Here is a 25926-nt window from a genome sequence, read left to right on the forward strand (position 1 = left end):
TGTTATTTGGAAGCCGCTATGAAGCAGTTACTCGACTTTCTTCCGCTTGTAGTGTTTTTTGTTTTCTACAAGTTGTACGACATTTTTGTTGCCTCTGGTGCACTGATCGTTGCCTCAGGTCTGGCGCTGGTCGCCAGCTGGCTGCTGTATCGCAAGCTGGAAAAAATGTCGCTGATCACCTTCGCACTGGTGGCTATTTTTGGCACCCTGACGATTGCGTTGCATAACCCGGACTTTATCAAATGGAAAGTCACCATTATTTACGGTCTGTTTGCTGTCGCACTGCTGTTCAGCCAGTGGTTTATGAAACAACCTCTTATCCAGAAAATGCTGGGCAAGGAGATTCAACTGCCAGAATTTGCCTGGCGACGTCTGAATATCGCCTGGGCGCTCTTTTTCCTTGCCTGCGGACTGGCCAATATCTACGTGGCGTTCTGGCTTTCCCAGGACATCTGGATGAACTTTAAAGTCTTCGGTCTGAGTGCGTTAACGCTGCTGTTCACATTATTAAGCGGTGTCTATATTTACCGTCTGATGCCACAACAAGAAGAAAAATAAGCGTTAAATGCCCGACGGAACCCCCGATCGGGCAAGTGGGTTATTTGAAATCAGCAATGTCAGGAACATAACAATGAGCGAAGAACTAAGAACACCGCAGGGTGAGATGGTGCTGCGCACCCTCGCCATGCCAGCAGACACCAATGCCAACGGTGATATATTCGGTGGCTGGCTGATGTCGCAGATGGATATGGGCGGCGCTATTCTGGCCAAAGAGATTGCCGGGGGACGTGTGGTCACCGTGCGCGCTGACGGGATGACCTTTCTGAAGCCGGTCGCGGTGGGTGATGTCGTCACCTGCCATGCACGCTGCATTCGCACCGGCACCAGCTCCATCACCATTAATATTGAAGTGTGGATAAAGAAAGTGTCGTCAGAACCCATCGGGCAACGCTACTGCACCACCGAAGCCGTGTTTATTTACGTCGCCGTCGACCCGGACGGAAAACCGCGCTCCCTGCCGGATGATAAAATCAATTTCACGCTAGATATCCAGCAGTAACTCACTTTAAAAATTGATTTTTGGCAGAACACTTTAATTAGCGAGTAGATTTTGCATTAAAGCAAGGCGGCAATTGAGCTAATCCCCGGGAGCTTGCATCAGTAAGTGACCGGGGTTAGCGAGAGCAGCCATACCCTTCATACTTCAAGCGGCAGGTGCGTTGGCGGCAAACGAGCTAATCCCCGGGAGCTTACATCAGTAAGTGACCGGGGTTAGCGAGAGCAGCCAACGCCGCTATGGTACAAAAGATGCTGGCTAATTTTATTCGATGCTGGTGCCGCCGTTAATCTTGAAGACAATATTCATCGTAATGTCCTTGCCGGGCTTGCCTGCTTCATAGCGCCATTTGCGCATCGCCAGCTTCACCTCCCGCTCAAACATGTTACGAGGTTCGGCAGACAGGATACGAATGTTATCGACCTGTCCTGAGCTATCGACGTCAAACTGCACGCGTACACGCCCTTCCACACGCAGCGCAAAGGCGCGTGACGGATAGGACGGCTTACCGACGGTCAGCGCCCGTGGGCCTGTTGAAACGGCCGTAGACGGCGCCTGAGAGGTCTTCGGTGCCGTGGATGGCTTTGTCTGCTCGGTCGGCCGGGTTTCCACCGGGGCAGCAGGACGCGGTTTCACTTCCTGCTTCGGCTTCACCACTTCTTTCTTCACCGGCTTCGGTTTAGGTTTCGGTTTCGGTTCCGGTTTCGGGATCGGCACGGGTTCAGGCTTGGGTGGCTCCGGGGCAGGTTCAGGTTCCACTACCGGCTCTGGTTCAGGTTCAACAACAGGGGGGGCGGGTTGCGGTTCCGGCTGCACCTCAGGTGCCACCATCGACACGCTAATCGGCTGAGACGCTTTGGGCATTTCGACCACCTGATGAAATGAGGCGTACAGCAGTGCCCCGATCACCGAACCATGCAGTACGATCGAGATCAGCAATGGCAAAGGTGAGCGGCGAGGTAGATCAGTTGTTAGCGTCGTCATAATCTTTCTGGTCAAAATGTGAAGGGGTGATTTTAAATGCAAATAGCAATCAATTTCAATAACCTCTCACGATCAATCGCGGATTTACGCTTTTAAGGGCAACAACCTGACCTTTATCAAGGGCAAATTATCTTTCATTTGCACAAATGTTAACGATCACTTAACGTGATGCCGAATCTCATCCCCGACAGGAGTTCTGAAGGTGCTCTACGTAATTTACGCTAAAGATAATGCTGACTCACTGGATAAACGCACCGCTGTGCGCCCTGCTCACCTTGCACGCCTGCAGTTACTGCGTGATGAAGGTCGTCTGATTATTGCTGGCCCAATGCCTGCGGTGGACAGTAATGAACCTGGCGTGGCGGGTTTTACCGGGTCGACGATTATCGCCGAGTTTCCTTCATTGGAAGCAGCACAATCCTGGGCTCAGGATGACCCTTATATCGCTGCTGGCGTGTACAAAAAGGTGGATGTTAAGCCTTTCAAACGCGCGTTTTAATCTCGGCCGGCGGTTCGGTGAACCGCCGGAAGCACGGCGAGCATCAGTGATGCTGAGTAATAAACAGAATTGAACGACGCTGCAGTTGGCTGACCAGATGTCGGAAAGAGTGCATGCGGCCATAACGACGTGACTGCCCTTCTAACCAACGTGCCCGGCGACGCTGAACCTGGCGACTCATGCGCCAGCGCGCAACTTCATTTCTGCTTCGTCTCATTACACCCTCAGTCTGTTGCTCTGTGTACGGTAAAAACTCGCGACGCATTATAGACCTTTCTTTTCCCTCACAAGGTCCGATGTCTTTAGGCTGATGATGGTTTAAAGGTTCCCAGCGTTGTCATCTGCACGTAAACTCCAAAGACTTTCGCGTGAACAGGACTTTCACTTAATGACCACTTTTTACACCGTGATGAGCTGGCTGCTGGTATTTGGTTACTGGTTACTGATTGCCAGTGTGACCTTGCGCATTCTGATGAAGCGCCGCGCGGTGCCCTCTGCCATGGCATGGCTGCTGATTATCTATATCCTGCCGCTGGTGGGTATTATCGCTTATCTCTCATTCGGTGAACTTCATCTGGGGAAACGCCGTGCAGAGCGCGCGCGCACCATGTGGCCTTCCACGGCCCGTTGGCTCGCCGAATTGAAATCCAGTCATCATATTTTTGCTGAAACCAACAGTGACGTTGCCCGTTCACTGTTTCAGCTGTGTGAGAACCGTCAGGGGATCGCCGGGGTAAAAGGCAATCAGCTGCAACTGCTGACCAGCACTGACGATACCCTGCGCACGCTGGTGCGTGATATCCAGCTGGCACGCCATAACATTGAAATGGTGTTCTATATCTGGCAGCCCGGCGGACAGGCCGATGAAGTGGCGGAAGCACTGATGGCAGCGGCACGCCGGGGTGTTCACTGTCGTTTAATGCTCGATTCCGCAGGCAGCGTCGACTTTTTACGCAGTCCGTGGGCGGCCATGATGCGCAACGCCGGGGTCGATGTGGTGGAAGCGCTGAAAGTCAGCCTGCTGCGTGTTTTCCTGCGCCGTATGGACCTGCGCCAGCACCGGAAAGTCGTGTTAATCGATAACTATATTGCCTACACCGGCAGCATGAACCTGGTCGATCCGCGTTACTTTAAACAGGATGCGGGCGTCGGCCAGTGGGTGGATTTGATGGCGCGGATGGAAGGCCCGGTCGCCACCACAATGGGAATTATCTACTCCTGCGACTGGGAAATTGAAACCGGTAAGCGTATTTTACCGCCACCGCCCGATGATAATGTGATGCCGTTTGAAGCCGAGAGCGGCCACACCATTCAGGTGATCGCCTCAGGCCCCGGCTTCCCGGAAGATATGATCCATCAGGCGCTGCTCACTGCGGTCTACTCTGCGCGCGAACAGCTGATCATGACCACGCCCTATTTCGTACCCAGTGACGATTTGCTGCATGCGATCTGTACGGCCGCGTACCGGGGCGTTGAAGTCAGCATTATTGTGCCACGGCACAATGACTCCGTACTGGTCGGCTGGGCCAGCCGAGCCTTCTTTGGCGAACTGCTGGACGCCGGTGTGAAAATCTATCAGTTCGAAGGCGGTCTGCTGCATACCAAAAGTATTCTGGTGGATGGGCAACTTAGCCTGGTGGGGACGGTAAACCTGGATATGCGCAGTCTGTGGCTGAATTTCGAGATTACTCTGGTGATCGATGATGACGGCTTTGGCAGCGATCTGGCACGCGTGCAGGATGATTATATCGCCCGTTCACGTCTGGTTGACGGAAAACGCTGGTCACGCCGTGCTTACTGGCAGCGCATCGTTGAACGACTGTTTTACTTCTTCAGTCCATTGCTGTAAAACGAGCGAAAATGCACAACCCCCCCAGGGCACGACAGGACATATTATGGATTTGAACAACCGCCTTACCGAAGACGAGACGCTGGAACAGGCTTACGATATTTTCCTTGAGCTGGCGGTCGATAATCTCGATCCTGCCGACGTCATTCTGTTCAACCTCCAGTTTGAAGAACGCGGCGGCGCAGAGCTGTATGATCCTGCTGAAGACTGGGCAGAACATGTCGATTTCGACCTGAACCCTGACTTTTTCGCTGAAGTCGTGATTGGACTGGGCGAAGAAGACGGCGAACCGATTACCGACGTGTTTGCCCGCGTGCTTCTCTGCCGCGAGAAAGACCATAAACTCTGCCATATTTTGTGGAAAGAGTAAGCCCTCTTACGGCTATCAGGCCCGGTTAATCCGGGCCTTCTTTATTTTTATAGCCCAGTCTCCCCCCGCACCCTTTGCAGAAATGCGCATCATCCTCATGGCCCGTCTGCTTACACACGGTGCAGTGACGCCGGTGACGATTACGCTGCATTACCTCCGTCATATACGAGCTCATCACCCCAGTCGGTATAGCGATCAGTGAATAACCGAGCAAGATCAGTATTGATGAGATCATCCGGCCCAACGGTGTATGTGGCGTAATGTCTCCATAACCGACCGTGGTCATGGTCACCACCGCCCAGTAGACGGCAACCGGCAGGCTGGTAAAGCCGTTCTCCGGCCCTTCAATGACATACATCAATCCGCCAAAAACGCAGAGCAATATCATTACCCCGCCGAAGAACAGCGAGAGCTTTTTCCGCGCACTGACCAGACTGTCCCACAGCACATTGGCAGAGCCCATATAGCGCAGTAGCTTTATCAGCCGAAGCAGGCGCAACACACGCAGCAGCCTTATCGCCATCATGTAACGTAGGGCGATATCCGGCCAGAGCCAGAAGATATACAACGGCAGCGTGGTGATCAGATCGACAATGCCAAAAAAACTGAAAACATACCGCATGGGGCGTTCCGTGGTCAGTAACCGCAGCACATATTCCAGACTGAAAAGCAGGGTAAAAGCATACTCAAGCAGGAGAAACACCGAGGCTTCTTTCAACTGCAGGGTTATTTTGTGTGGTTCCGCCGACTCAATAAACAGCGTCATCACACTGACCAGTGTCGTAATAACCCAGAAAATTTCAAACCGGCGACCCGCCGGGCTGCTCACATCAAACAAAAAAATATAGAGGCGCTGACGCCAGCTCCGATCCTGTTTAGCCATCTGCATGCCCTCCGGCCATCCTTTGCGAATCTGTATTACTAGAAGGGGCCAGACGGAAGATCAAGCAATATGCGGATAAACAAAAAAAACCCGCATTGAAAGCTCAATGCGGGAAGATAACGAGAGGGTTGTGACGAACGGTCAGAGCGGATCTACTTTCAGGCAGGAGACAGCGTGACGGAAACTGCCCTCCAGCAATGGCCGTGTTTTCGCGCACTCCGGCCCGGCAATCGGGCAACGTGTGCGGAACACGCACCCGGATGGCGGGTTGATCGGTGATGGCAGTTCCCCTTCCAGCAGTTGAATCACCTTCTGCTTTTCCAGATCGGGGTCGGGAATGGGTACCGCTGACATCAGCGCCCGCGTATAAGGATGCTGCGGATTCTGATACACCTCATCATAGGTGCCCAGCTCCACGGCATGCCCGAGATACATCACCAGCACGCGGTCAGAAATATGTTTTACGACAGCCAGATCGTGCGCGATAAAGATCAGCGACAGCCCCATCTCACGCTGCAACTTTTGCAGCAAATTCACCACCTGCGCCTGAATAGAAACATCCAGTGCCGATACCGGTTCATCACAGATAATCAGTTTGGGTTCGAGGATCAACGCGCGTGCAATACCGATACGCTGACACTGTCCACCCGAAAACTCATGAGGATAACGGTTGATCAGGTTAGGCAGCAGCCCCACCTTCAGCATCATCTCCTTCACGCGGTCTTTCACTTCCTGGCGCGGCATACGCGGGTGATAGGTGCGCAGCGGCTCCGCAATAATCTCTCCGATATTCATACGCGGATTCAGCGATGCCAGCGGGTCCTGGAAGATCATCTGGATATCGCTGCGCGCGGCACGCCATTCGTCTGCACTCTGCCCTAACAGATCGCGCCCCAGCCAGGCCACCCTGCCGTCTGTCGCTTTCACCAACCCGATAATCGCGCGCGCCAGCGTGGATTTACCGCAACCGGACTCTCCCACCACGCCCAGGGTTTCTCCCTCGTACAAACGCAGGCTGACGCCATCAACGGCTTTCAGCGTTTTTGGCGGTTGCCAGAACCACTGACGTCCGTCTTTGATATCAAAATGCACCTTCAAATCGGCGATTTCGAGCAACACTTTTTTCTCAGCAACCGTTGTCATACCAACGCCTCCACGGGCTTAAAGCAGGCACGCAGCCGTCCGTCACCGAACGCCTCAAGAGGCGGCGCGCTGGCACAGATATCCATCGCATGCGGGCAGCGTGGCTGGAACGGGCAGCCTTTCGGTAGGCGTGACAGATTTGGCGGATTACCAGGAATGGTCATCAGTGTGTCGCCCTCATCAGCATCCAGACGCGGGACTGCATTCAACAGGCCAATGGAGTAAGGGTGTGACGGATGATAGAAGACGTCACGCGCTTTTCCATACTCCATCGTACGCCCTGCGTACATCACCATCACCTGGTCACAGATCCCTGCAACCACACCCAGATCGTGGGTGATCATAATAATCGCGGTGTTAAATTCGCGCTTCAGTTCGTTCAGCAGGGTCATAATCTGCGCCTGCACCGTCACATCAAGCGCGGTCGTCGGCTCATCCGCAATCAGCAGCTTTGGCCGACACAGCAGCGCCATGGCGATCATCACACGCTGACGCATTCCCCCTGAGAATTCGTGGGGAAACATTTTCATGCGTTTGCGGGCTTCCGGCATTTTTACCGCATCGAGCATACGGACTGACTCTTCAAACGCCTGTGCCCCGCTCATGCCTTTATGCAGTTGCAGCACTTCCATCAGTTGCTCACCGACACGCATATACGGGTTCAGCGAGGTCATCGGGTCCTGGAAGATCATCGCAATTTGTTCGGCACGCAGCTTGTTGAGCTGTTTTTCCGGCAGATTAAGGATCTCACTACCGTTGAAACGTGCTGAACCACCGATGCGGCCGTTGCTGGCCAGCAGCCCCATCAGGGCAAATGCGGTCTGCGATTTTCCCGATCCGGACTCGCCGACAATGCCAAGGGTTTCACCCGCACTCAGGCTGAAATTCAAATCGTTCACTGCCGTGACATCGCCATCGGGAGTGCTGAACGTCACACGCAGATCTTTCACATCCAGCAGCCGTTCGCTTCCCTGGGTCTTTGCCATTGCTGGCTGAAGTTCAATTACGCTCATAGGGAAACTCCTTAACGGTCTTTCGGGTCGAGGGCATCACGCAGGCCATCGCCAATAAAGTTGAAACAAAACAGGGTAATCACCAGGAAACCGGCCGGATAAAGCAGCAGCCAGGGTGAAACCTCCATCGAGTTAGCACCGTCGCTGAGCAACGCACCCCAGCTGCTCAGCGGTTCCTGCGTGCCGAGGCCGAGGAAGCTCAGGAAGGATTCAAACAGGATCATGCTCGGCACCAGCAGTGAGGCATACACCACGACCACGCCCAGTACATTGGGAACGATATGGCGCAGCACGATATTCAGCGTCGACACGCCGCCCACTTCCGCCGCTTCAATAAACTCTTTACGTTTCAGGCTCAGGGTCTGTCCACGCACAATACGTGCCATATCCAACCACGACACCATACCGATGGCGACGAAAATCAGCAGAATATTTTGACCAAAGAAGGTGACCAGCAGGATAACGAAGAACATAAACGGGAAGGAGTTGAGGATCTCCAGAACACGCATCATCACGGAGTCGATTTTACCGCCCAGGTAGCCCGCCAGTGTGCCGTAAAGTGTTCCCAGCACCACCGCCACCAGCGCCGCAGCAATCCCCACCATTAAGGAGATACGCCCGCCAATGGCGACACGCACCAGCAGATCACGCCCTGACGAGTCGGTGCCCATATAGTGGCCCGAACTCATGTCTGGTGCCGCTGACATCATTGCCCAGTCGGTGTCGTCATAAGTAAACGCAGACAACATCGGAGCGAAAATGACAAACAGGGCGACCAGCAGCAGCACAAACAGGCTGGCGACCGCCGCACGGTTATGGATAAAACGGCGGCGCGCGTCCTGCCACAGGCTGCGTCCTTCGATCTCTAGCTTTTCACTGAAGTTATCCAGAGCTTCGCTGTTTTTCTTAACAAAAATCATCTCCAGCTCCTGGATCAGTAACGAATTTTTGGATCGATGACCGCATACAGCACGTCAACAATCGCATTGAACAGAATGGTCAGCGCCCCGACCAGGATCGTCAGGCTTAATACCAGCGAATAATCTCGGTTCAGCGCGCCATTAACAAACAGCTGACCAATACCTGGCAGACCATAAATGGTTTCAATCACCATTGAACCGGTAATGATGCCGACAAAGGCCGGACCAAGGTAAGACAAGACAGGCAACAGCGCGGGCTTCAGCGCGTGGCGCAAAACGATGCGGTGCATCGGCAGCCCTTTGGCGCGTGCGGTGCGAATAAAGTTGGAGTGCAGCACTTCGATCATCGAACCACGAGTAATACGCGCGATGCTGGCAATATAGGCCAGCGACAGCGCCACCATCGGCAGGATCATAAATTTCAGCGCCCCGCCATTCCAGCCTCCTCCGGGCAACCACTTCAAGGTAATGGAGAACAGCAACACCAGGAGCGGCGCGACCACGAAACTGGGGATGACGATCCCGGTCATTGCCACGCCCATAACGGCATAATCCCATTTGGTGTTTTGTTTCAGCGCGGCAATCACGCCAGCACTGACGCCCAGTACCAGGGCAAACAGAAACGCAGCCGCCCCCAGTTTGGCCGACACAGGGAATGACCCGGCCACCAGATCGTTGACCGTATAATCTTTGTATTTAAACGATGGACCAAAATCCCCGTGTGCAAGCTGCTTCAGATAACTGAAGTACTGCGTCAGGATCGGATCGTTTAAATGATATTTGGCTTCAATATTTGCCATGACTTCAGGTGACAGCGTGCGCTCGCCGGTAAACGGACTTCCGGGAGCCAGACGCATCATAAAAAAGGAGATGGTGATCAGAATAAATAACGTCGGGATCGCTTCAAGAAAACGACGAAAAATAAATTTTAACATTGCCCTACCTGCCCGGCTTACTGCCTCAGCACTGCTCTATAAAAGATCTGCCGGGGAGAGTTCCCCCTCCCCGGGAACGACCATTAATGTTTAATGATGTACAAGTTTTTATCGTAGACGTTATCCAGCGGATCTTTACCGGTATAGCCGCCGACGTAAGGTTTCACCAGACGGGCATTGACGTAGTAATAGACCGGCACGATGACGGAATCCTTATCGAGGATTTTCTCAGCATCGGCATAACGGGTCGCGCGGGTCGCTTCGTCCGGTGATGCCAGCGCGTCATCCATCGCCTTATCGAAGGCCTCACTCTTATAGTGGGAGGTGTTGTTGCTGCTGTTTGACTGCATGGTGCCTAAGAAGGTGGTCGGTTCGTTGTAGTCAGCGCACCAGCCTGCACGAGCTACATCAAAGTTGCCCTGGTGACGGGTGTCGAGGAAGGTTTTCCACTCCTGATTCTCCAGTTTAACGTTCACACCCAGGTTTTTCTTCCAGATCGACGCAGCAGCAATAGCCAGCTTCTTATGCAGATCGGAGGTGTTATACAGCAGGTTGAAGGTCAGTGGTTTATCCGCTGTGTAACCGGCTTCAGCCAGTAATTTTTTCGCTTCTTCGTTACGTTTTTCCTGCGACCAGCCAAACCACTCTGGTGGCGTCAGCTTAATACCTTCGGTGTAAGGCGGAGTGTAGCTGTAGGCAGGCAGATCGCCCTGTCCTTTCACTTTGTTAACGATAATGTCGCGATCAATACCCAGTTTCAGAGCAGCACGAACGCGAGGATCGTTGAACGGAGCTTTCTGGTTATTGATTTCGTAGTAGTAAGTACAGAGATAAGGGTCAACATGCACTTCGGTCGGGATATCTTTTTTCAGCTTCTGGAATAACTCAATCGGCATGTTGTTGTAGGTCATATCGCTGCCGCCGCTGCGGTAGCGGTTAACATCGGTCACTTCAGAAGAGATCGGCAAGAAGGTGACTTTATCCAGTTTGGTTTCTGCGTTGTCCCAGTAATCGGTATTACGTACCAGAACAATACGTTCGTTCACTACCCACTCGGAGAGTTTGAAGGCGCCGTTGCCCACCCAGTTAGCGGGCTGAGTCCACTTATCACCAAATTTGTCTACTGCCGCTTTATTCACCGGAGACATGGAAGGATGGATCAGCAGCTTATAGAAATAAGGTACGGGTTCGCTCAATGTAACTTCCAGCGTATGCGCATCGATCGCCTTCACGCCCAGCGTGTCCGGGCTTTTTTTACCCGTAATGATATCGTCGATGTTCTCAAGATGGCCGTACTGCAGGTAACTGGCGTAAGGAGAAGCTGTTTTCGGATCGGAGAGGCGCTGCCAGCTGTAAACGAAGTCCTGTGCCGTTACCGGCTCACCATTGGACCATTTAGCATTATTGCGCAGGTGGAATGTCCACACCTTGCCATCTTTATTGTCCCAGCTCTCGGCCACGCCTGGAATCGGGTGCCCCTGCGGGTCACTGATAACCAGACCTTCAAGCAGGTCGCGGTTGACGTTAGATTCAGGCACGCCTTCTATTTTATGCGGGTCCAGCGACTGTAATTCAGCACCGTTACCTTTAACCAACTCCTGCTTAGCAGCCAGTTCGACTCCTGCTGGCACGGAGGCTGCAAACGCCTGCTGTGCTGTCATTGATCCCAGAGCCGCCATCACGCCAGCGGCGATCAGACTCTTCTTCGTGATGTTGATCATTTTTTACCTACTCCAGTTTTTATTAATACCAACGAGTGACAGGCACCGCGGTTACCCTATTTTCGGGAAAACTTAACCGGGCAGCGGAACGAGGCCGCCCGGCTTGTTTTTTTATACTTTGTACTGCTGAGAACTGCTGCTATCACCTTTCAACGCCCGGCGTTGCCGCACGTTGTTGTGTTCGTTCAATCATGGGATCTTAAACGCTTCAGAACGCTCCCCTTCGGATTGCATTTCCAGTGCCACTTTTTATCAAAGCCACTAAAAAATTATCAGAAGGACTCCATTTCCGCTAAAGCTAAATAGCAAAAATGTTAACCATTTCTCTTTTATCATGATCAAAAGCAGGGGCAAAGCGTTATTTATTATTGAAAAATAACAGATAACTTGATGATAAATAGGAATAAAGACGAGTTACACCGTGAGAGTTTTCAAAAAAAGAACTTTTTTTGAGTGATTTTTAAACAAATATCGTAAAAATATGAGCAATAATTACATTAAAACTACCAACCAACGAAAAACCAGCATTAACAACCATAAAGATACAAAATCGCACTATGTTGTAATGTTAAAAAAATCACATCCCCTACAATTGCATGGATAATCATATTGTTTTCAGTAATTACATTAATAATCGACGCACCAATGTAAGAGAAATGAATAAATGCACCAAAATAATACACCAGAATGGTGTATTGCACTTTTATAGTGCATTGCAATGTAGGGATGTTTAAAAAAAGCGCATTAAATGCGCTTTATATTCACCAATTCAGAATTTTAACCGGGTTAATTTGTGAGCCCCGGAAACAGTGCGCGAATGCCTGTGACGACGAATTCAATCCCCAGCGCCATCAATAGTAAGCCCATAATACGTGTGACGACATTTATACCCGTTTGCCCCAGCACTCTGACCATCAAAGGGGCTGCGCGGAATAACAGCCAACAGCAAAAAGCAAACAACGCAATCGCCAGAGTAAAGCCCAGTAAGTTTTGCCAGCTATGGTAGCGGGTGCTCCAGACAATGGTTGAACTGATAGCGCCTGGCCCGGCCATCAGCGGCAGCGCCAGCGGCACGACGCCAATACTTTCACGGTTAGCGCTTTCTGACTTCTCCTGCTTGTTCTGTTTGTCCTCGCCCAGCTTCCCACTGATCATCGACATCGCGATAGTGACCACCAGAATGCCGCCCGCGATACGAAAAGAATCAATAGAAATGCCAAAAATATGCAGGATGCCGTCTCCGAGAAACAGCGCCGTCCACAGAATGATCGCCACTGACAGATTGGCCGTCAGATTGGTTTTATTCCTCGCTGCCGGAATCTGGTAGCTGGTCATACTGATAAACACCGGAATGATCCCAATGGGGTTGACCAGTGCAAACAGACCAACGAAAAATTTGATATAGCCAGAGAGATCTAAAAGTGCAGGATTCACATGCGCTCCTGTAGGGGGACGGTTGATGGCGGCTAATGTAATGGAAATTTCCGATAATGACTATCCCCTGAAGGCTGGAATATCACACCAAATTATCGGCATAAACCCAGCGATTCTGACTGCCTGAGAATCACATTCCAGCACAATAAAAAACAAAAATGCGCAGCTTTTTTGCGTAACAAAGCACTTTGCTTCAGAACAGATTATTCCTACAGCTGAATGGTATCAGCTTACATAATTAATGATCTAAATCATGTTTTCGCCCCTGCACAACCGCTATGCTCAAGGACATCAAAAGGAAGTGATAACGTACCGAAAGGGGTCTGTAATGACCTGTACCACAGACTCTTTTAGTAAACCTATTAGAACGTTTTTAGCCATTCGGCAAGCCCAGACGGGCAGTGTTCTCCGACATGACTATAATTGCTAATTCTGACTTGTTTACTAATAGAGTTTAACTTTCAGGAGAGCCACATGGCCGTTACTAATATCGCTGAACTTAATGCACTGGTTGAACGTGTTAAACAAGCACAGCGTGAATATGCCAACTTCACCCAAGAACAAGTAGACAAAATCTTCCGCGCCGCCGCGCTTGCCGCAGCAGATGCCCGTATCCCACTGGCTAAAATGGCCGTTGCCGAATCTGGCATGGGTATCGTTGAAGATAAAGTGATCAAAAACCACTTCGCTTCCGAATACATCTATAACGCCTACAAAGACGAAAAAACCTGCGGTATTCTCGCCACCGATGACACCTTCGGTACGATCACTATCGCAGAGCCCACCGGCATAATCTGCGGTATCGTCCCAACGACTAACCCAACCTCGACCGCTATCTTTAAAGCACTGATCAGCCTGAAGACCCGTAATGGGATCATTTTCTCGCCGCACCCACGTGCTAAAAACGCCACGAATAAAGCCGCAGATATTGTTCTGCAGGCCGCCATTGCTGCGGGTGCTCCAAAAGATATTATCGGCTGGATTGATGTCCCTTCTGTTGAGCTGTCCAATCAGTTGATGCATCACCCGGATATCAACCTGATTCTGGCAACCGGCGGTCCGGGTATGGTGAAAGCGGCCTACAGCTCGGGTAAACCTGCCATCGGCGTTGGTGCAGGTAACACCCCTGTCGTGATCGATGAAACTGCGGATATCAAACGTGCCGTAGCCTCTATTCTGATGTCAAAAACCTTCGATAACGGCGTTATCTGCGCCTCTGAGCAATCTGTTATTGTTGTCGACAGTGCTTATGAAGCCGTTCGTGAACGCTTCGCCAGCCACGGCGGTTATATGTTGCAGGGCAAAGAGCTGAAAGCCGTTCAGGACATCATTCTGAAAAATGGCGCACTGAATGCTGCCATCGTTGGACAGCCTGCGGTGAAAATTGCGGAAATGGCCGGCATCACCGTTCCGGGCACCACCAAGATTCTGATTGGTGAAGTGAAACTGGTCGATGAGTCAGAGCCTTTTGCCCACGAAAAACTGTCTCCGACACTGGCCATGTACCGTGCCAAAGATTTCAATGACGCGGTAAGCAAAGCAGAAAAACTGGTGGCAATGGGCGGTATCGGTCATACCTCTTGCCTGTACACCGACCAGGATAATGAACGTGAACGCGTGAACTACTTCGGCGATAAAATGAAGACCGCGCGTATTCTGATTAACACCCCTGCTTCTCAGGGGGGCATCGGTGACCTGTACAACTTCAAACTCGCCCCATCACTGACACTGGGCTGCGGCTCATGGGGTGGTAACTCGATTTCTGAAAACGTCGGACCAAAACATCTGATCAACAAGAAAACCGTGGCCAAGCGAGCAGAGAATATGTTGTGGCACAAGCTTCCTAAGTCTATTTACTTCCGCCGCGGTTCACTGCCTATTGCTCTGGACGAAGTGGCCACCGATGGGGCGAAACGCGCCTTTATCGTGACCGACCGCTTCCTGTTTAACAACGGCTATGCAGACCAGGTCGTTAACGTGTTGAAAGCACGTGGCGTTGAAACCGAAGTGTTCTTCGAAGTGGAAGCCGACCCGACGCTGAGTATCGTACGCAAAGGTGCTGAGCAGATGCTTTCGTTCAAACCTGACGTCATTATCGCCCTGGGCGGTGGTTCACCGATGGATGCAGCGAAAATCATGTGGGTCATGTACGAACACCCTGAAACCTCTTTCGAAGAACTGGCACTGCGCTTTATGGATATCCGTAAACGTATCTACAAGTTCCCGAAAATGGGCGTGAAAGCGAAAATGATCGCGGTGACCACCACCTCAGGGACCGGCTCAGAAGTGACACCGTTTGCGGTTGTTACCGACGATGCTACAGGCCAGAAATACCCACTGGCAGACTATGCGCTGACCCCGGACATGGCGATTGTCGATGCCAATCTGGTGATGGATATGCCGAAATCCCTGTGCGCCTTCGGTGGACTGGATGCCGTGACCCACGCACTGGAAGCCTACGTTTCTGTGCTGGCTAACGAATACTCTGACGGCCAGGCGCTTCAGGCGTTAAAACTGCTGCAGGAAAACCTGCCAGCCAGTTACAACGAAGGGGCGAAAAATCCGGTAGCACGTGAGCGCGTTCACAACGCCGCGACCATTGCAGGTATCGCCTTTGCCAACGCCTTCCTTGGGGTTTGTCACTCAATGGCTCATAAACTGGGTTCTGAATTCCACATCCCACACGGTCTGGCGAACTCGCTGTTGATTTGCAACGTCATCCGCTATAACGCTAACGACAACCCGACTAAACAGACCGCGTTCAGTCAGTATGACCGTCCTCAGGCGCGTCGTCGTTACGCCGAAATCGCCGATCACCTGCGTCTCAGCGCACCGGGCGACCGTACTGCGCAGAAAATCGAAAAACTGCTGGTCTGGCTGGATGGCATGAAAGCGGAACTGGGCATTCATAAATCCATCCGCGACGCGGGCGTCCAGGAAGCAGACTTCCTGGCAAAAGTCGACAAACTGGCCGATGATGCTTTCGATGACCAGTGTACCGGCGCTAACCCACGTTATCCGCTCATTGCTGAGTTGAAACAGATTATGCTGGATAGCTTCTACGGCCGTGACTTTGTTGAGCCCATCGCCAATTTGGCCGAAGCGGTAACAGCGACTGATTCTGCCGCCGACGTTAAGAAAACAGAACGTAAAGTGAAACGTTAAATCCATCGTGACACAAAAAAACCCGCCATCTGGCGGGTTTTTTTATACATAAAGGGGCATAAAATAGTAAGCAATACTTATAAACGGAATAACGCGTACTACCTAAACCTTTAACGTAAAAGAATACTGTCAGACACTGTCTTCAGAATGACGATGTCCATAGATAGCCACCAAAGAGCCACTGTCCAGCGCTTCATAGTAGTGTTTACGACAAACTGAAACGTAACGCTCATTGCCGCCAATCTCTACCTGAGCCCCTTCTTTAAAGGGTTTTCCTGTTTCATTAAGACGCAATACCATGCTGGCTTTCCTGCCACAGTGGCAGATGGTTTTTAATTCAACCAGTTTATCTGACCAGGCCAGCAGATACTGACTGCCGATAAATAACTCGCCGCGAAAATCTGTACGCAAACCATAACAAAGTACAGGTATATCTAAATTATCAACAACATCAGATAATGCTTTCACCTGATCGCGTGTCAAAAACTGACTTTCATCCACAAGCACACAGTGAATCGGTTCGATCTGATGCTCTGCGTTTATCTCACTAAACAGCGACGTGCTGTTATTATACAATTTAGCCGGAGAAGAAAGCCCAATACGTGAACTCACCCGGGCTGCACCAAAGCGATTATCAATCTCTGCGGTATACACCAGCGTGCGCATGCCGCGCTCATGATAGTTATATGAGGACTGCAGCAATGCCGTTGACTTACCGGCGTTCATGGCCGAGTAATAGAAATAAAGTTGAGCCATGAGCTCCGCTCCGAATGTCACTTAAGATGGCCGGAGTGTAACATAAACACGGTTGTTCACGCCCTGCCACATGTAATAACCAGGGGGTAAATAGTAGCAAAGTGGTATGTATCGCACAGTCCGTGCAGGGTTTAACAATTAACAAATGTTAACGAGAGAGTGTTCCATCTGTGCAATCATCGACTAAAAAGCGCATTATTTAGCTAGCACATCATATTTTGGCTCTCATTTTTTAACTCAACATTATGCTTTATTAGCTCATTCAGCTTTCTTACAAAATTAACTATTGCAGTTCCGAATGGCGAACACTATTATTATCAGGCAGAAACATCCCTATCAATATAATTTAGAGAATTGGACAATGAGCGAAGCACTTAAAATTCTGAACAACATCCGTACACTGCGTGCTCAGGCAAGAGAATGTAGCCTGGAAACTCTGGAAGAAATGCTCGAAAAACTGGAAGTTGTCGTGAATGAACGTCGCGATGAAGATAACCAGGCGCAGGCAGAAGTTGAAGAACGTACACGTAAACTTCAGCAATACCGCGATATGCTGATCGCTGACGGTATTGATCCAAATGAATTACTGTCTACTCTGGCCGCGGCTAAAGCACCAGGTAAAGCTAAACGCGCTGCACGTCCTGCTAAATATTCTTACATCGATGAGAATGGCGAAAGCAAAACCTGGACAGGTCAGGGTCGTACTCCAGCAGTTATCAAAAAAGCCATTGAAGAGCAAGGCAAAAAGCTGGAAGACTTTCTTCTGTAATTCTGCTCAGGGTCCTTTTCTACTACCCCATAATTAAATGGGGTTTTTTTGGTCCTATTTTTAGTCGTTATCACCGGGCACGGATAAAAAAAGGAAGCCGATGGCTTCCTTTTTCTTTAGTTACGCAAACCCAAATTAAACCGGGTAAAAGCCTTTGTACCAGTCGACAAAGCTCGCCACACCCTCTTCTACCGACGTTTTCGGCTTAAAGCCGATAACCTGATATAAAGCCGTGGTATCGGCACTGGTTTCCATCACATCACCGGGCTGCATCGGTAACATATTTTTCTCAGCCACCTGCCCCAGTGCTTTTTCCAGCGCTTCAATATACGCCATCAGCGTCACAGGCTGGCTGTTGCCGATATTATATACCCGGTAAGGTGCAGAGCTGGTTGCCGGGCTGCCGGTTTCCACCGTCCAGTCTTTATCTGCGTGCGGAATGACGTCCTGCAGGCGTACAACCGCCTCGGCAATATCATCAATATAGGTAAAGTCGCGGCGCATCTGTCCGTGGTTATAAACGTCGATTTTTTCACCCGCAAGAATAGCGCGGGTAAACTTAAACAGCGCCATATCCGGACGTCCCCAGGGACCATATACTGTAAAGAAGCGCAGGCCCGTGGTGGGAATACCGTAGAGATGAGAATAGGTATGCGACATCAGCTCATTCGCCTTCTTGGTCGCCGCATACAGCGATACAGGATGGTCAACGGAGTCATCCGTCGAGAATGGCATTTTACGATTGAGGCCATAGACTGAACTGGAAGAAGCATACAGCAGATGTTCCACTTTATTGTGACGGCACCCTTCCAGAATATTAAGATGGCCAATCAGGTTAGCGTCTGCGTAGGCCAGTGGGTTTTCCAGTGAGTAACGGACACCTGCCTGTGCGGCAAGGTGGATAACGCGTTGGAAGCGCTGGTTGCGGAACAGTTCGGCTATCCCTTCACGGTCGGCAAGATCGCCTTTCACAAAGGTGAATTCGGGGTGAGTATTAATCAAATCAAGACGTGCCATCTTGAGATTAACATCATAATAATCATTCAGGTTGTCGAGGCCGACAACCTGGTGACCGGCGGCAAGCAGACGTTGCGTGACATGAAAGCCAATGAAGCCTGCTGCGCCGGTGACCAGATATTTCATACTACCCTCGTTTAATTATGCAATTTGTAGAGATGCTCCGCGGCCGATTGCATAATAAACAAAACCGCGTTTGCTGATTCTTTCTGGATCATACAGGTTACGACCATCAAAAATCACGGGTTCTTTCAGAGCATTTTTAATCACATCAAAATCAGGCGCACGGAAGTTTTGCCATTCAGTACAGATAACCAGGCCATCTGCTCCCTGAAGTGCCGCTTCTTTGGTTCCCATCAGCTTCAGATCGCTGCGGTGACCATAGATGCGCTGTGCTTCGTCCATGGCTTCTGGATCAAAGGCCTGAACCGTTGCCCCTGCCTGCCATAATGCTTCCATCAGAACACGACTGGAGGCTTCACGCATGTCATCGGTGTTTGGCTTAAATGACAGCCCCCACACGGCAAAGGTTTTGCCCTGCAAATTTTCACCAAAATGACGCTTGATAAAGGTTGGCAGCTTATTTTTCTGCGAATCGTTAACGTCTTCCACGGCTTTCAACAGACGTGGCGTGTAGCCAATCTGCTCAGCGGTGCGAATCAGTGCCTGCACATCTTTCGGGAAGCAGGAACCACCGTAACCGCAGCCCGGATAGATGAACGAGTAGCCAATGCGCGAATCAGAACCAATTCCCTGACGGACTTTTTCAACATCTGCACCCAGGCGCTCGGCGAGGTTGGAGATTTCGTTCATAAAGCTGATTTTAGTCGCCAGCATGCAGTTTGCTGCATACTTGGTCAGTTCAGCACTACGAATATCCATCAAGATCATACGATCGTGATTACGATTGAACGGCTCGTACAGCTCACGCAGCAGCTCGACAACGTCATCATTGTCCGTACCGATAACGATACGTTCCGGGCGCATACAGTCGCTGACTGCCGCACCTTCTTTCAGGAATTCAGGGTTAGAGACCACATCAAAGGTCAGCGAAACGCCGCGCCCTTTCAGGGTTTCTTCCATGACCTGACGCACACGGTCAGCCGTACCGACTGGAACGGTTGACTTGTCCAGCACCACTTTGTGGTCTTTCATGTGCTGCGCGATAGTACGCGCAACCGCTGTAACATATTTCAGGTCAGCCGAACCATCTTCATCCGGAGGCGTACCAACAGCGATAAACTGCATAACACCATGGTTGACGCCATCTTCGGCGTTCGTGGAGAACTTCAGGCGACCCGCCTCATAGTTCTGCATAACCAGCGGCGTCAGGCCCGGTTCAAATATAGGAATGATCCCTTTCTTCAGATTCTCGACTTTGTTCTCGTCGACATCGATGCAAAGAACGTCATGTCCGACTTCGGCCAGAACTGCAGCCTGAACCAGACCAACATAGCCGATACCAAATACGGTGACTTTCATTGAATTGTCCCGGTTAGAAATTAAACTTACTTTTTATTACCGACGGTGGTTTCCAGCCAGGCTTTAAAATCGCTGCCCAGTGTGTTGTGACGCACACCGTACTCAACGAAAGCCTGCATGTAGCCCAGTTTGTTACCACAGTCGTGGCTCACACCTTTCAGGTGGTAAGCTTCTACGGTCTCTTTCTCCATCAGCATAGCGATAGAATCCGTCAACTGGATTTCATCACCCGCACCTGGAGGGGTTTTCGCCAGCAGTGGCCAGATATCCGCAGACAGAATGTAGCGACCTACAACCGCGAGGTTGGAAGGTGCTTTGTCCGCTTTTGGCTTCTCGACCACACCGACCATCGGGGCGCTGTCGCCTGGCTTCAGCTCTGCGCCCTGGCAATCAACAACGCCATAGGCCGTTACGTCCGCTACCGGCTCAACCATAATCTGGCTATGACCGGTTTCGTCGAAGCGCTTCATCATCTCTGCCAGGTTTTCTTTAGACAGGTCAGATTCGTATTCGTCGATAATCACATCGGGCAGGATCACCGCAACAGGCTCATTACCAATCACCGGCCAGGCACACATGACAGCGTGGCCCAGGCCTTTTGCCAGACCCTGACGGACCTGCATGATGGTGACGTGCGGAGGGCAGATGGACTGGATCTCTTCCAACAGCTGACGCTTAACACGTTTTTCCAGCATCGCTTCCAGCTCAAAACTGGTGTCGAAGTGGTTTTCGATGGAGTTTTTGGAAGAGTGCGTAACCAGCACAATTTCATTAATTCCTGCGGCGATACATTCGTTTACGACATACTGAATCAGCGGCTTATCAACCAGCGGCAGCATCTCTTTTGGAATCGCTTTTGTGGCAGGTAACATACGCGTTCCCAAACCAGCAACCGGGATAACCGCTTTTTTTACTTTGGACTTATAGGCAGACATCAAAGTACCTCTCTTTAGGCCGTTCAAGTTATTACTTGATATGTCGAGTTAAAAAACGAAGTGAGTATACCAGTTGAACCCACGCGGATTTATCCTGGTTAGACCATTTCAGCGCAAATTAAGACTATTACCCAAGTGTAAAGCTTATCTCTGGCCCTGTCTGCCAGGGCCAGATGAAAATAGTCACGGGGTGGTCATTCTGTAGACAACATCAGGCGCAGCCGCCCTCCGGCGCCCCATACCTGACATTGCCAGACATCACAACGCTGGCTAATTTGATTAAGATGTGTACCGCCGAGCGTGCCAAGAGGGACACCGTTGCTCAACTGAATTTGATGAGGATGAACATTGAGAGTGGCGTTTAAACCAGCAGAAACCAGAATCAGGTTCTTTAAACCCTGGTGGTAATAGCCAACCAGCAACGGAAATTGCCCTTTCAGGTTGGCCTGACGCAATAAAAGATTGACCTGATTAAGTAATGCACCCAGTTCGGGTAAACGCGGTCCCTGCCCTGACAACTGTTCCTGCAACAGGCCATTAAACAGTGCCCGCAATAACAAGGCAGCCAGCACCCCGTTGTCGCCTGCCCGGGTGACATCCAGACAGTAGAAAGCCAGATCTTTCTCTGACAACGCTGCGACATCCAGCACCAGTCCTGGCTGTTCGGCCATGGTGAGCTGACGATAGTTCACCCGGCAGTGGGCAATCGTCTGTTGCACGGGGGGTTGCAGTTCTTTCAACAGTTTTGCGGCAGCCTTAGGATCGCTGACCAGCGCGTCCCAGTCCTGAAACAATTGCTCATCCTCTTCCACTTTAGAGGTAAACATTGAGGGATAGAGGCATTCAAAAACAGCTTCGCGCAGGCGCCCAAGGTCTTTTACAGGCTTAAGCAGGACATCCTGCACGCCCAGACGCAGAACATGCGCAATGTCCGACATGTTCTCCGTGGCTGAGATAACGAGGATAGGCAGTGTTCCGCCCTTGCTACGCACATGCTCAACCAGTTGAATGCCGCCCATGCGCGGCATGGCGAGGTCACAAATCATCAGGTCGGGAAGCGAATGCGTCATGGTTTCAAGAGCATGGACGCCGTCATCCGCCAGAGTGACAATAGCGCCCAATGCAGTGAGGAAATTATCCAGCAGGGACCGGAAAACGACTTCGTCCTCGACGATGAGAATATGTTTTCCGCTTAATGGCTTTTCCATTGTGTCCCCCTGCATGACAGATACCTCAATAGTGGTCTATAAACGCCTTTTGCGCCTCTCAGAATTGCCTGAAGTAGCATGCTTAATCGACCACGCTATTGTCTGTCACGCACCAGCGGTAACAGTTCGTCCATTTTTTTCTCAACGGATAATCTCCCCGCTTCAATCGCTTCCTCTGCCCGGTGAAAATCCAGAGTGGAGATTTGCGGACAGAGTGGTTGTATCAGTACATCAGGAGGATCCCCAGCCATGCGATTACGCTTAAGCCGGTTTTCCAGAACCTGAATAGAGGTGGACATGATCTCCATCGCGCCGGGCGTATACTGCATTTTACGCGACGTGATGCGCCCGATACGCTGGCGCAGTCTACCGCTCCAACTGTTTGGTGCAGGTAAGTGAGTATCGCCATCCGACTCTGGCGTTACGGAGAAAAGTTCCTGCTGCATAAGATGTGCATCATGCTGAAGGTCGACCGCAATAACGATATCTGCTCCCAACGCGCGCGTCAGAGAGATAGGAACAGGATTGACGACCGCACCATCCACCAGCCAGTAGCCATTCCAGCTCACCGGCGCCAGTAAGCCTGGCATACTACAGGAAGCACGTACGGCCTGATGCAGATCGCCTTCCGTCAGCCACAGCTCGCGCCCGGTGCTGAGGTTCGTCGCTACGGCACCAAAAGGCAGGTCGCACTGCTGGATAGTGTCGCAGTTGATCAAACTACGGACATGACTGAAGACGCGTTCGCCACGGATTAACCCGCCACGCTGCCAGGAGAAATCCATCAGGCGAATGACCTGCCAGTAGCTGAAAGAACGCACCCAGCGTTCCATCAGCGGCAGGCGCTGAGTGGCATAGGCAGCGCCCACCAGCGCGCCAACGGAGCATCCTGCTACCACGTCAATTCGAATTCCGGCACGTTCAAGGGCATTAATTACACCAATGTGCGCCCATCCTTTGGCTGCTCCCGATCCCAGCGCAAGCCCGATTTTTACCTGTCTCATTCCACCTCTGGCCAGTGCTCAACGAACAAAATGGCATCACCGCGTCTGCCCGGTTATCATGACGCCTGAAAATCTTCTTACCTGTTATAAAACTTCCGGAGTCAACGTGTCTGAACATTGTCCGTGCGGTAGCGGATTGCAGTATAGCCTATGTTGCGAATCGTATCTAAACGGGAACGCTCTCCCTGACACACCAGAAAGCCTGATGCGCTCGCGCTATAGTGCTTATGTGAAGCATGATACGGCTTATCTGGTGGCAACCTGGCATCCGTCGTGCCACGCAGAACGATTCTCAGCCAGTATTGAAGAGAGCTATGCTCACACTCACTGGCGGGGATTAACCATTCTTAGCAGTGAAATATTGCCGGATAAACCCCAGGGTTATGTGACATTTTTTGCCCGATTTACGGAAAATGGGCGTGAAAGTTTTATTCATGAACGTTCGCGCTTTCTTCGTGAGGAACAACGCTGGTACTATATTGACGGAACTTTCCCGCCAATCGGGCGTAATGACCAGTGCCCTTGTGGTTCTGGCAAAAAATACAAGAAATGCTGCGGTCAGTCGTGACCCGGATTTCCCTTTTGTATCGACAGGATTACCATCGCAATGCAAGCGCAAACACTGCAACGTAAAGTTCTACGCACTATCTGCCCTGATGCTAAAGGGTTGATCGCGAAAATCACCAATATTTGCTACAAACACGAACTGAACATTGTGCAAAACAATGAGTTTGTTGATCATCGCACCGGGCGCTTCTTTATGCGCACTGAGCTGGAAGGCATCTTTAACGACAGTACGCTGCTGGCCGATCTCGACAGCGCCCTGCCCGTTGGATCCGTGCGTGAGCTGCAACCCGCCGGCCGTCGCCGAATTGTCATTCTGGTGACGAAAGAAGCGCACTGCCTGGGCGACCTGCTGATGAAAAGCGCCTACGGTGGTCTGGATGTCGAAATTGCCGCCGTGATTGGTAACCATGACACGCTGCGCACGCTGGTTGAGCGTTTTGACATTCCCTTCGTTCTGGTCAGCCATGAAGGCTTAACCCGCGAAGAGCATGATAATAATATGGCTGCGGAAATTGACCGCTATCAGCCTGATTATGTTGTGCTGGCAAAATATATGCGCGTGCTGACGCCGGGCTTTGTGCAGCGTTATCCAAATCAGATTATCAATATCCACCACTCATTCTTGCCCGCCTTTATCGGTGCGCGTCCTTATCATCAGGCCTATGAGCGCGGTGTGAAGATCATTGGTGCAACGGCGCACTACGTGAATGACAATCTGGATGAAGGCCCGATCATTATGCAGGACGTGATCCATGTTGATCACACCTACACTGCTGAAGATATGATGCGTGCGGGTCGTGACGTTGAGAAAAATGCCCTGAGCCGTGCCCTCTATCAGGTACTGGCTCAGCGCGTGTTTGTTTACGGCAATCGCACCATCATTTTGTGAGCCGGATGATGCTGTTTTGTCTGACAAAACAGCATCCCGGGCAAAAAAACGGCAAACACGCTGTTTTATGCAAAACGGGGCTTTACAGCATCACTTCATTTGATATGATGCGCCCCGCTTAACAAGCACAGTAATCAGGCCAGTGGTGGGGTTCCCGAGCGGCCAAAGGGAGCAGACTGTAAATCTGCCGTCATCGACTTCGAAGGTTCGAATCCTTCCCCCACCACCATTTCTGGAGCGCGCAGCGACGCTGTTACGCTTCCCCAGCAAAGATACTGAACTTGTTAACACGCTTCCCCTGGTGGGGTTCCCGAGCGGCCAAAGGGAGCAGACTGTAAATCTGCCGTCATCGACTTCGAAGGTTCGAATCCTTCCCCCACCACCATCTTCAGATACCTAAACACCTCCAAACTTGTTCCACACTTTCATATCCCCTTTATCAATCGCAGCAATATTTCTTTCTGCTGGCAAAACCTGCTACCATTCCGCCCACTTTTTCCACGCAAAATGGCCTGTGCTATGAAATTTCTTTCTTTTAATATCAATGGGCTGCGTGCACGCCCTCATCAGTTACAAGCAATCGTTGAGCAGCATCAGCCGGATGTCATCGGCCTGCAAGAAACTAAAGTCCACGACGATATGTTCCCCCTCGAAGAGGTCGCTAAACTCGGCTACCACGTGTTTTACCACGGGCAGAAAGGCCACTACGGCGTAGCGCTGATGACCAAAGCAGAGCCACTGGCCGTGCGCCGTGGCTTTGACGGTGATGATGAAGATGCTCAGCGTCGTATGATCATGGCCGATATCCCGACCGCATCCGGCATTGTGACCGTGCTGAATGGTTATTTCCCTCAGGGCGAAAGCCGTGACCATGCGACCAAATTCCCGGCAAAAGAGAAATTCTATCGCGACCTGCAAAGCTATCTGGAGCAGCAAAGCACCGACAATCAGATTCTGATCATGGGCGATATGAATATCAGCAGCACCGATCTCGATATCGGTATCGGTGAGGAGAATCGTAAGCGCTGGTTACGCACCGGCAAGTGCTCTTTCCTTCCGGAAGAACGTGAATGGATGGATCGTCTGATGAACTGGGGGCTGGTTGATACATGGCGTGCGCAGAATCCGGACGCTAACGACCGTTTCTCATGGTTCGACTACCGTTCTAAGGGTTTTGATGACAACCGCGGATTGCGTATTGATCTGGTGCTGGCCAGCAAACCACTGGCGGTGCGCTGCATCGCAACCGGGATTGATTATGATATTCGTGGGATGGAAAAACCGTCAGACCATGCGCCGATTTGGGCAGAGTTTTCACTGTAATTC

25 protein-coding genes and 2 tRNA genes are annotated in these 25926 nt (G+C 51.2%); 12 read left to right on the forward strand and 15 right to left on the reverse strand.

Going from position 1 to position 25926, the window contains the following annotated elements; genetic code table 11:
• Window positions 1-18: 18 nt before the first annotated feature.
• Both WH277_RS26720 and yciA read left to right on the forward strand, forming a co-directional pair.
• The gene (locus WH277_RS26720; protein WP_159336551.1) at window positions 19-558 is read left to right on the forward strand and encodes a septation protein A; all 540 of its coding nucleotides are present in this window, start codon (window positions 19-21) and stop codon (window positions 556-558) included.
• Window positions 559-631: 73 nt separating this feature from the next.
• Window positions 632-1060 (forward strand): acyl-CoA thioester hydrolase YciA, encoded by a 429-nt coding sequence (yciA, locus tag WH277_RS26725; protein WP_133841885.1) that lies wholly within the window; start codon window positions 632-634, stop codon window positions 1058-1060.
• Window positions 1061-1321: 261 nt separating this feature from the next.
• Here the strand turns inward: yciA and tonB are convergent, their stop codons facing one another.
• Entirely contained in the window at window positions 1322-2041 is a 720-nt protein-coding gene (tonB, locus tag WH277_RS26730) for a TonB system transport protein TonB (protein ID WP_202879929.1), read from the reverse strand.
• Between the two features lie 202 nt (window positions 2042-2243).
• On the opposite strand from tonB, the gene WH277_RS26735 reads away from it, so the two are divergent.
• Entirely contained in the window at window positions 2244-2540 is a 297-nt protein-coding gene (locus tag WH277_RS26735; RefSeq protein ID WP_133841884.1) for a YciI family protein, read from the forward strand.
• A 43-nt stretch (window positions 2541-2583) separates the two neighbouring features.
• Here the strand turns inward: WH277_RS26735 and WH277_RS26740 are convergent, their stop codons facing one another.
• Window positions 2584-2757: a YciY family protein gene (locus tag WH277_RS26740; protein WP_133841883.1), complete on the reverse strand. Its 174-nt coding sequence runs from the start codon at window positions 2755-2757 to the stop codon at window positions 2584-2586.
• Between the two features lie 171 nt (window positions 2758-2928).
• Here WH277_RS26740 and cls point away from each other — a divergent pair, with 171 nt between their 5' ends.
• Together cls and WH277_RS26750 are read left to right on the forward strand one after the other, a co-directional pair.
• Window positions 2929-4389 (forward strand): cardiolipin synthase, encoded by a 1461-nt coding sequence (cls, locus tag WH277_RS26745; protein ID WP_339507381.1) that lies wholly within the window; start codon window positions 2929-2931, stop codon window positions 4387-4389.
• Window positions 4390-4435: 46 nt separating this feature from the next.
• Entirely contained in the window at window positions 4436-4759 is a 324-nt protein-coding gene (locus WH277_RS26750; protein WP_048915935.1) for an HI1450 family dsDNA-mimic protein, read from the forward strand.
• Between the two features lie 25 nt (window positions 4760-4784).
• Here the strand turns inward: WH277_RS26750 and WH277_RS26755 are convergent, their stop codons facing one another.
• The 7 genes from WH277_RS26755 to WH277_RS26785 form a co-directional block, all read right to left on the reverse strand.
• Entirely contained in the window at window positions 4785-5642 is an 858-nt protein-coding gene (locus WH277_RS26755) for an ion transporter (protein ID WP_339507382.1), read from the reverse strand.
• A gap of 141 nt (window positions 5643-5783) precedes the next feature.
• Entirely contained in the window at window positions 5784-6785 is a 1002-nt protein-coding gene (gene oppF / locus WH277_RS26760) for a murein tripeptide/oligopeptide ABC transporter ATP binding protein OppF (protein ID WP_133841880.1), read from the reverse strand.
• Window positions 6782-7798: an ABC transporter ATP-binding protein gene (locus tag WH277_RS26765; RefSeq protein ID WP_133841879.1), complete on the reverse strand. Its 1017-nt coding sequence runs from the start codon at window positions 7796-7798 to the stop codon at window positions 6782-6784. The genes oppF and WH277_RS26765 overlap by 4 nt, the downstream gene beginning before the upstream one ends.
• Window positions 7799-7809: 11 nt before the next feature.
• The gene (gene oppC / locus WH277_RS26770; protein ID WP_133841878.1) at window positions 7810-8718 is read right to left on the reverse strand and encodes an oligopeptide ABC transporter permease OppC; all 909 of its coding nucleotides are present in this window, start codon (window positions 8716-8718) and stop codon (window positions 7810-7812) included.
• 14 nt (window positions 8719-8732) lie between these two features.
• Window positions 8733-9653, reverse strand: coding sequence for an oligopeptide ABC transporter permease OppB (gene oppB / locus WH277_RS26775; protein WP_062743122.1), 921 nt, complete (start codon window positions 9651-9653; stop codon window positions 8733-8735).
• A gap of 83 nt (window positions 9654-9736) precedes the next feature.
• Window positions 9737-11374 carry an oligopeptide ABC transporter substrate-binding protein OppA gene (gene oppA, locus WH277_RS26780; RefSeq protein ID WP_133841877.1) on the reverse strand — a complete coding sequence of 546 codons (1638 nt, stop codon included), beginning with the start codon at window positions 11372-11374 and terminating at the stop codon, window positions 9737-9739.
• 786 nt (window positions 11375-12160) lie between these two features.
• Window positions 12161-12808 carry a YchE family NAAT transporter gene (locus tag WH277_RS26785; RefSeq protein WP_133841876.1) on the reverse strand — a complete coding sequence of 216 codons (648 nt, stop codon included), beginning with the start codon at window positions 12806-12808 and terminating at the stop codon, window positions 12161-12163.
• Window positions 12809-13282: 474 nt separating this feature from the next.
• Between WH277_RS26785 and adhE the strand changes: the two genes are divergently transcribed.
• On the forward strand, window positions 13283-15973 hold the full coding sequence (gene adhE / locus WH277_RS26790) for a bifunctional acetaldehyde-CoA/alcohol dehydrogenase (RefSeq protein WP_339507383.1): 2691 nt from the start codon (window positions 13283-13285) through the stop codon (window positions 15971-15973).
• Between the two features lie 129 nt (window positions 15974-16102).
• On the opposite strand, the gene tdk is transcribed toward adhE, so the two are convergent.
• Window positions 16103-16729: a thymidine kinase gene (gene tdk, locus WH277_RS26795; RefSeq protein WP_133842145.1), complete on the reverse strand. Its 627-nt coding sequence runs from the start codon at window positions 16727-16729 to the stop codon at window positions 16103-16105.
• Between the two features lie 361 nt (window positions 16730-17090).
• Between tdk and hns the strand changes: the two genes are divergently transcribed.
• Window positions 17091-17498 carry a histone-like nucleoid-structuring protein H-NS gene (gene hns, locus WH277_RS26800; RefSeq protein ID WP_133842144.1) on the forward strand — a complete coding sequence of 136 codons (408 nt, stop codon included), beginning with the start codon at window positions 17091-17093 and terminating at the stop codon, window positions 17496-17498.
• Between the two features lie 135 nt (window positions 17499-17633).
• Here the strand turns inward: hns and WH277_RS26805 are convergent, their stop codons facing one another.
• The 5 genes from WH277_RS26805 to rssA form a co-directional block, all read right to left on the reverse strand.
• On the reverse strand, window positions 17634-18641 hold the full coding sequence (locus tag WH277_RS26805; protein ID WP_133841874.1) for an NAD-dependent epimerase: 1008 nt from the start codon (window positions 18639-18641) through the stop codon (window positions 17634-17636).
• Between the two features lie 15 nt (window positions 18642-18656).
• Window positions 18657-19997: a UDP-glucose dehydrogenase family protein gene (locus WH277_RS26810; protein WP_133841873.1), complete on the reverse strand. Its 1341-nt coding sequence runs from the start codon at window positions 19995-19997 to the stop codon at window positions 18657-18659.
• Between the two features lie 26 nt (window positions 19998-20023).
• Window positions 20024-20932, reverse strand: a complete 909-nt coding sequence (gene galU / locus WH277_RS26815; protein ID WP_133841872.1) for a UTP--glucose-1-phosphate uridylyltransferase GalU — start codon at window positions 20930-20932, stop codon at window positions 20024-20026.
• A gap of 194 nt (window positions 20933-21126) precedes the next feature.
• Window positions 21127-22140, reverse strand: coding sequence for a two-component system response regulator RssB (rssB, locus tag WH277_RS26820; protein ID WP_339507384.1), 1014 nt, complete (start codon window positions 22138-22140; stop codon window positions 21127-21129).
• 95 nt (window positions 22141-22235) lie between these two features.
• Entirely contained in the window at window positions 22236-23144 is a 909-nt protein-coding gene (gene rssA / locus WH277_RS26825; RefSeq protein ID WP_159336549.1) for a patatin-like phospholipase RssA, read from the reverse strand.
• 106 nt (window positions 23145-23250) lie between these two features.
• On the opposite strand from rssA, the gene WH277_RS26830 reads away from it, so the two are divergent.
• The 5 genes from WH277_RS26830 (at window position 23251) to xthA (ending at window position 25923) form a co-directional block, all read left to right on the forward strand.
• Window positions 23251-23712 carry a YchJ family protein gene (locus WH277_RS26830; RefSeq protein WP_133841869.1) on the forward strand — a complete coding sequence of 154 codons (462 nt, stop codon included), beginning with the start codon at window positions 23251-23253 and terminating at the stop codon, window positions 23710-23712.
• Window positions 23713-23751: 39 nt separating this feature from the next.
• Complete coding sequence (gene purU, locus WH277_RS26835) at window positions 23752-24600, forward strand: formyltetrahydrofolate deformylase (protein ID WP_133841868.1); 849 nt, start codon at window positions 23752-23754, stop codon at window positions 24598-24600.
• 144 nt (window positions 24601-24744) lie between these two features.
• Window positions 24745-24829 (forward strand) — tRNA-Tyr (locus WH277_RS26840).
• A gap of 71 nt (window positions 24830-24900) precedes the next feature.
• A tRNA-Tyr gene (locus WH277_RS26845) sits at window positions 24901-24985 on the forward strand.
• 134 nt (window positions 24986-25119) lie between these two features.
• Complete coding sequence (gene xthA / locus WH277_RS26850; protein WP_339507385.1) at window positions 25120-25923, forward strand: exodeoxyribonuclease III; 804 nt, start codon at window positions 25120-25122, stop codon at window positions 25921-25923.
• Window positions 25924-25926 lie beyond the last annotated feature (3 nt).

This window comes from Erwinia sp. MYb416 (assembly GCF_037479575.1).
Classification (GTDB): domain Bacteria; phylum Pseudomonadota; class Gammaproteobacteria; order Enterobacterales; family Enterobacteriaceae; genus Erwinia; species Erwinia rhapontici.

Excerpts from the sequence above, each read along its gene's own strand:
- WH277_RS26720 (WP_159336551.1), top strand. The coding sequence starts at position 19 with ATGAAGCAGTTACTCGACTTTCTTCCGCTTGTAGTGTTTTTTGTTTTC.
- yciA (WP_133841885.1), top strand. The coding sequence starts at position 632 with ATGAGCGAAGAACTAAGAACACCGCAGGGTGAGATGGTGCTGCGCACC.
- tonB (WP_202879929.1), bottom strand. The coding sequence starts at position 2,041 with ATGACGACGCTAACAACTGATCTACCTCGCCGCTCACCTTTGCCATTG.
- WH277_RS26740 (WP_133841883.1), bottom strand. The coding sequence starts at position 2,757 with ATGAGACGAAGCAGAAATGAAGTTGCGCGCTGGCGCATGAGTCGCCAG.
- cls (WP_339507381.1), top strand. The coding sequence starts at position 2,929 with ATGACCACTTTTTACACCGTGATGAGCTGGCTGCTGGTATTTGGTTAC.
- WH277_RS26750 (WP_048915935.1), top strand. The coding sequence starts at position 4,436 with ATGGATTTGAACAACCGCCTTACCGAAGACGAGACGCTGGAACAGGCT.
- WH277_RS26755 (WP_339507382.1), bottom strand. The coding sequence starts at position 5,642 with ATGGCTAAACAGGATCGGAGCTGGCGTCAGCGCCTCTATATTTTTTTG.
- oppF (WP_133841880.1), bottom strand. The coding sequence starts at position 6,785 with ATGACAACGGTTGCTGAGAAAAAAGTGTTGCTCGAAATCGCCGATTTG.
- WH277_RS26765 (WP_133841879.1), bottom strand. The coding sequence starts at position 7,798 with ATGAGCGTAATTGAACTTCAGCCAGCAATGGCAAAGACCCAGGGAAGC.
- oppC (WP_133841878.1), bottom strand. The coding sequence starts at position 8,718 with ATGATTTTTGTTAAGAAAAACAGCGAAGCTCTGGATAACTTCAGTGAA.
- oppB (WP_062743122.1), bottom strand. The coding sequence starts at position 9,653 with ATGTTAAAATTTATTTTTCGTCGTTTTCTTGAAGCGATCCCGACGTTA.
- oppA (WP_133841877.1), bottom strand. The coding sequence starts at position 11,374 with ATGATCAACATCACGAAGAAGAGTCTGATCGCCGCTGGCGTGATGGCG.
- adhE (WP_339507383.1), top strand. The coding sequence starts at position 13,283 with ATGGCCGTTACTAATATCGCTGAACTTAATGCACTGGTTGAACGTGTT.
- tdk (WP_133842145.1), bottom strand. The coding sequence starts at position 16,729 with ATGGCTCAACTTTATTTCTATTACTCGGCCATGAACGCCGGTAAGTCA.
- hns (WP_133842144.1), top strand. The coding sequence starts at position 17,091 with ATGAGCGAAGCACTTAAAATTCTGAACAACATCCGTACACTGCGTGCT.
- WH277_RS26805 (WP_133841874.1), bottom strand. The coding sequence starts at position 18,641 with ATGAAATATCTGGTCACCGGCGCAGCAGGCTTCATTGGCTTTCATGTC.
- WH277_RS26810 (WP_133841873.1), bottom strand. The coding sequence starts at position 19,997 with ATGAAAGTCACCGTATTTGGTATCGGCTATGTTGGTCTGGTTCAGGCT.
- galU (WP_133841872.1), bottom strand. The coding sequence starts at position 20,932 with ATGTCTGCCTATAAGTCCAAAGTAAAAAAAGCGGTTATCCCGGTTGCT.
- rssB (WP_339507384.1), bottom strand. The coding sequence starts at position 22,140 with ATGGAAAAGCCATTAAGCGGAAAACATATTCTCATCGTCGAGGACGAA.
- rssA (WP_159336549.1), bottom strand. The coding sequence starts at position 23,144 with ATGAGACAGGTAAAAATCGGGCTTGCGCTGGGATCGGGAGCAGCCAAA.
- purU (WP_133841868.1), top strand. The coding sequence starts at position 23,752 with ATGCAAGCGCAAACACTGCAACGTAAAGTTCTACGCACTATCTGCCCT.
- xthA (WP_339507385.1), top strand. The coding sequence starts at position 25,120 with ATGAAATTTCTTTCTTTTAATATCAATGGGCTGCGTGCACGCCCTCAT.